General features: G+C 45.3%; 4 protein-coding genes. All 4 read right to left on the bottom strand.

Features of this window, described 5'->3' with window-relative positions:
- Positions 1–187: 187 nt before the first annotated feature.
- Complete coding sequence (locus ACFINU_RS08830) at positions 188–415, bottom strand: hypothetical protein (RefSeq protein WP_375612675.1); 228 nt, start codon at positions 413–415, stop codon at positions 188–190.
- Entirely contained in the window at positions 412–1,074 is a 663-nt protein-coding gene (locus tag ACFINU_RS08825; protein ID WP_375618843.1) for a lysozyme, read from the bottom strand. Before ACFINU_RS08825 ends, ACFINU_RS08830 begins: the two co-directional genes overlap by 4 nt.
- Positions 1,075–1,137: 63 nt before the next feature.
- Positions 1,138–1,467 carry a hypothetical protein gene (locus ACFINU_RS08820; RefSeq protein ID WP_375614666.1) on the bottom strand — a complete coding sequence of 110 codons (330 nt, stop codon included), beginning with the start codon at positions 1,465–1,467 and terminating at the stop codon, positions 1,138–1,140.
- A gap of 9 nt (positions 1,468–1,476) precedes the next feature.
- On the bottom strand, positions 1,477–5,784 hold the full coding sequence (locus ACFINU_RS08815; RefSeq protein ID WP_375667583.1) for a hypothetical protein: 4,308 nt from the start codon (positions 5,782–5,784) through the stop codon (positions 1,477–1,479).
- Positions 5,785–5,956 lie beyond the last annotated feature (172 nt).

Below are 5,956 nucleotides of genomic sequence, written 5' to 3'. Positions count from 1 at the left end.
TGAAGAAGCTGTCGTTCTGTTTCTGAGAGATCTTGTTCCTCATGACGTTTCCTACTCATTTTGCCAACCACATAAGCGTGCTCCCTGTTGATTATGTTTCAAGATATCTCTTGCTAGGTTGGAACTGATGACCGCAACATCCTGATTATCCAAATAAATGGGCAACCAGCCACCACAAGAAACAGACCTATTTGCCGCGCACCCAACGAGAAAGTTCAGAGCGCACACCAGCATCACTTTTTTGATTAACTTCATTTTCTACCTCAAGACGGGTTGTTGCTGTCTTTAAAGCATTCTCTGTTTGCTTTTGCCGTTCGCTTTGCTTGCCAAGCTGAAACGCCTTGGCTAAAGCCATAAAAAAAACGGCTAAAGCCGCTGTAAACATCAGAGAATATTTCTTTAGCCAAAAAATCATAAGCGTTGCTCCCCAAACCGCTTGGCGACAATCACTATGCCCGTTACAGCCGCTAAAACCATCATGCCTGCTAATGCCCATTGCACCGGACCATTGCCTGCTAACAAGCCGCCAAAACCAGAACAAGACCCTATAATCGGGGCAAGTGCTTCTATCTTTAAAAGACCGCTTGCTGTTTTCGTTTCTACCCTTTGATAATTCGAAGAAACATAAGCCCCTTTTACCCATAATCCCGCTTCTGCTGCTCGACGGTTGGCTAAACCCGCAAGAGGCTTCCCACCGACCTTATTCCATTTCTGTAATTCTAAGGGTACGGCTTCATAATCCCCTTGATTAAGCTTCTTCAACAAGGTTGACTTGCGAAAAGCTGCTGTTCCTACATTATAGCAAAATGAGACCAATGCCGCGAATTGGCAATCCGTTAACGAAACCGTCACCGATTCCTCGACCGTCTGCTCAAATTGCTTTAAGTCTTCACAAAGGATTTCTTCTGCTTGCTTTTGCGTAATACGCATGCCTTTTTTGACAAGGGGGTGACCCGCATTGCTGGTGTGACCATAACCAATCGTCCAGATACATGCCGTGTCTCTATATGCCTCTAAACGCAAACCTTCCCATTGTTTGATAAGCTCTAATCCTTCTTTCGATATCTTTCTCATCTGACGCTCCATAAAAAAAGCCCCACAAAAGTGAGGCTGGATAAAAATGTTTTTTTATGATCTCTATTGACTATGCTCTTTGATCAGCTGCTCGACTTCTTCAACACGAAAGCCAAGTTGAAAGAGCGGCGCATAGTCGCTTTCCTGTAATTCATACTGACAACGCTTTTCTACAAAATCACCATTTGAATCAAACGGTATTTCTGTTGTTCGACAAACCTTATGCGTATCATCTTCTACCCCCTCTTCCCCTTCACTGAGTTCTTTGACAAAAAACCAATAAAAACGCGTTGTCAAAAGCATCTCTAGCCTTCTTACTGTTTCAACTTTGTCAAAAGAAAGCATGTTCAGATAATCTTCTTTGCTATTTAAATGTTCTGGATATTCTATCATCTCTCCCTCCTAAACAAAATGACGCGTATGGCTACATCCACGCGCCGCAACTTGTTCATTTCCACCATTGACGATCATGGTGGCTCGAGTAAAACGCCCATTATCCGTTGTATTACTCCAGCTACCACCCCCTAACAATGCTCTCATTTCAAACGTATTTTGCGTACGGCTTATGGGTATAGGAAACGTGCCCGATAAAAATTGCCAAACATAACCGCAACCATCCTCACAACCGATATGCGAGATCATTCGACGATTCGCCGTATCCTTATATCCACCTGAAACCTTAGAGGTTGGTTCTTTCTTGCCAACAATATGTGTCTTTTCATTGCTTCCATACATAGCAGAAGCAAACGCTTCATCACTCAGTAAAGATTTTTTAACACGCGCCATATCTGTTACATGTTCGGTATAATTACGGTTTGTTGTTATATTGGTACGATACATTGATTTCGTATTTTCACCCGTCCCTGATTGAAGATAAATATCAACCCAAAGATCTGTAGAGGGGTCATAAACCATACCTTCTGGTGAACTATGCGGACGGTGATTGAGACACCAAACTGAATTGGGTAAAATATCCCCTGCTCTATAACCAGACAATGAATGACCGGAAATCGTACCAACATCCGCACAGAGCGTATGAAACCCTCCTATCTTTCGCGAATTACTCACTGTGTAATCCCTTGGATACGTAGAGTTTTCTGATAAAACAAATTTATGAGACTGTCCTCCATCAGAAACCAAATAAACATAATAATCCTTCCCCGCCGAAAGAGAAGGAACGCTTATTCTTGTATCTACCGTATAACTTGCAACCAAAGTATCATTGCCTAATGCCAAAGTTATGCGTGTTCCTTTTTTCAAGGTTAATTGCGCTTTGCCTGTCGCTACAAGAAACGGTGTGGAAATTGAAAAAACCGTTAAATTGGACTGTTTCAGTAAATTGTTTACCTCTTCCGCTAGCGCTTTTGCCTGTGAAGCTACTGTATGGGCTGTTGTTGCCGTTGCTAGGGAACTCTTGATCCCTCCAAGCTCTTGTTTCGTCGTATCGGCGGTTGTTTTGGCTTCTTCTGCTGTCCTTTTCGCTCTATCGGCTACTTCCTTGGCTTTTTCGGCTTCGCTCTTGGCTTGATAGGCTTGTGAATCTGCCGACTCGGCTTTTTTCTTGGCTTCGTCTGAGTACATCCGCGCTAAACTTACGGGGGCTTTAAAATTCTCAACCACTTGGTTGATATCGATAACCCTACTCCTCGCAGACGAGGCTATTTTCTCTGCATTTTCTGCCTGATTGCGCGCTTGCGTCGCATCATGTCTTGCATAACCAGCAGACTCCTTGGCTTCCTTGGCTATTTTTTGTGCCTCTTCCGCTTCTTCTTCTAAAGACGCGGCTTTCTTACCCGCTGTTTCGGCTGCCCTCTGCGCCTCTCCTGCTATATATTTTGCATTACTCGCTATTTCCTTGGCTTTTTCTACTTCATTCTTGGCTTCATACGCTCGGTCATCGGCTTTCTCCGCTATTTTCTTGGCTTCTTCACCTGCCATTTCTGCTAATCTGGCTATAGTCTTAGCGTTATTGGCGGCTTCATTCGCGTCGTAAGCTTTACTCCACGCTTCATTCGCTGTGCTTTTTACTTTTTCCACCTCACTACGCGCTTGCTCCGCATCATGGTTAGCATAACCTGCTGTCTGTTTGGCTTCTTTAGCTATTTTTTGTGCTTCTTCTGCGGCTGCTTCTAAAGACGCGGCTTTTTTACCCGCTGTTTCAGCTGCCTTCTGCGCCTCTCCTGCTGCATATTTTGCACTATTGGCTATTTCCTTGGCTTTTCCGGCTTCATCTTTTGCTTCATACGCGTAGTTATTGGCTTTCTCCGCTATTTTCTTGGCTTCTTCGCCTGCCGTTTCTGCTAAACTTGCTGTAAGCTTAGCACTATCTGCTGTTTCATTCGCTTTGTGGGCTTTATTCCACGCTGCATTCGCTGTGCTTTTTGCATTTTCCACCTCACTACGCGCTTGCTCCGCATCATGTTTGGCATAACCTGCTGTCTGTTTGGCTTCTTGTGCTATTTTCTCGGCTTCTTCCGCTTTACGCTTCGCCTCTTGTGCTATGCCCTTCACCGCTTCCCCACTCACCTGCCCTGCCGTCTCTCCTGAACGCGCCGCAGACTCTGCTACCGCTTTCGCTTCCAAAGCTATTCTAGAGGCTTCTGTTGTGCTCTGTTGGGCTTGCTCCGCTTTCGCTATTGCACTATCTGCTGCACTTTTCGCTTCTAAGGCTATCACTTTGGCATTACTTGCCTCTTCTTTTGCTTCTTCTGATACACTCTTCGAAGAAGTCGCTGTTTGATTTGCTTCATTCGCAACTCTCTCTACACTTTCTGCTTTAACCTTTGCTTCTTCTGATAAACTTTTAGCATTAGAGGCTGTTTGACTTGCTTGTTCACTCGTGGATTTCGCTTCAGTCGCAACAGTCTTTAAACTTTCCGCTTTAGATTTCGCATCGCTAGCCTCTCTTACAGCTTGCTCTACTTTCTCTGTTGCACTATCCGCTGCACTCTTGGCTTCTTCTGCTGTGCTCTTCGCTGCATTCGCAACTGTAACAGCGCTTTCTGATGCTACTTTGGCTTCCTTAGCTACGCTCTCTGCTGTTTCTGTCGCTGTCGCTACCGATTGTTTTACTTCCTCCACTAAACCTTTTGCCTCAACAGCTGTCGTTTTACTTTCATTGGCTAACGTTGCTGCCTGATCTGCTACTTTCTTCGCTTCAGCGGCTTTAGACAGTGCTTCTGAGGCATCTTGTTGCGCTGTTGATGTCTCTAACGCCTGTTTGGCTTCTTGCGCCATAGTCTTGGCTTCAGAAGCTGTGATTGTCGCATCATCCGCCTTCTTTTCCGCTCTTGCGGCTTTCTCTTCTGCCGTCTCTGCTGTGCTCTTAGCTTCACTCGACTTCGTTAACGCTTCTAAAGCTTTTTGCCCGATCTCATCACCTGTCTGTTTAGCTGTGGTAGCGGTCGATAATGCCGTTTCTGCAATACCTTTCACTTCTTCTGAAATATTCTTGACATCATTGACTGAGGTTAGCGCTGTAGACGCTTTATCCTTCGCAGCATTCGCTTCTGTAAGCGCATTGGTAGAGGCATTTTGGGCTTCTGTTGCGAGTTGTTTGGCTTCTTCACAAACTCTCTTACTTGTCTGTGCAACTCTCTCGGCTTCCTCTGATTTCTTCTGAACAGCTTCTGCAACTCTCTTAATAGAGGAAACGGAGGCTTTAACTTCTTCACACGCATCCTTTGTCTGTTCTGAAAGAGCCTTTGCCTCTTCTGATGTGCTTACCGCTGTCTCTGATTGTGACTTGGCATCATTCGACGCTGTCAATGCATCAGCAGCTGTCTGTTTGGCTTCTTCTGAGAGTGTCTTAGATGACTCTGCTATCTGTTTGGATTCTCTTGACTCCGTTAATGCCTTCTCTACTGCCGTTTGTACTTGAGACGCTGTTTTTGTAAGTTCTGTAACAGAAGATGTCGCACCTTCTGATAACTCTTTTGCTTGTTCTGCAATATCCTTCGCATCAGCGGCTGTCTGGTTGGCTCCATCTGCCTTTAGACTTGCTTGTGTCGCTACCGTCCTAACTTCATGACACGTTGCTACCGCTGTTGCTGCTACTTGCGTCGTCTCTGTTGCTGTTTGTGAAGCCTCTCTCGCTGTTTGTTCTGCACGCTCTGCAATCGACTTCGATTCATCGGCTAATCTCTTTGCTTCTGTCGAGACATGGACGGCATTCTCACTAGCCTGCTTGACCTCTGTAAAACTTTGTAATGCCGTAGCCAATGAACCTTTCGTACTACTTATTTCCCCTGTAGCTCTATCAACTGCTGCTTTTGTCTCTTCTGCCATGCGCTTCGCTGCATCAGAAGTATTCTTGGCTTCTTCTGCTAAGCCATTGGCTGTATCCGCTGTCTCTTTCGCAAGGCTAGCCGTTGTCGTCGCTGCTTTAGCTTCTTCCTTCGCTTCATGAGACGTCGTAAGCGCTGTTGTCGCTGTTTGAACTGTTTTCGTCACTTCGCTAAGCGCTTGTTCCGAAACCCTCTTCGATTCTTCTGCAACCTGTTGCGCACCATTCGCACGCGACATGGCTTTTTCTGCTTCTTGACGTGCATTAACAACCTGCTCTAACGGCGCAAAGGTTTCATACGAATACAAAGAGGCCGTCCCTAAAAGCTTCGGAACAACAACGCTGTCTTGCGAAGTCCCTTCTCTGATTTCCTCTTTCGTTGCAACAGGTATCAAATATTCATGTTCATGATCGGGTATCTTCATCTGTTTTATTCCTTCATTCAGAGGGCTTCATCCAATGAACACTCTTTCAAATCTTCAAGCTCTTCGCTTAACGCCTCTAAGCGCTTCTCTAAATCTTTCAGTGAACCATCAAGCTCTGTTTTCAATGCGGCTTTCAGTAAATCAAAAACGCCAGTAAGCGGCGCATGCACAA

Origin of the sequence: Bartonella sp. AC130YNZD (assembly GCF_042196865.1) — a bacterium.
Lineage (GTDB): Bacteria > Pseudomonadota > Alphaproteobacteria > Rhizobiales > Rhizobiaceae > Bartonella.
This window is presented reverse-complemented; position numbering and strand designations above follow the sequence as displayed.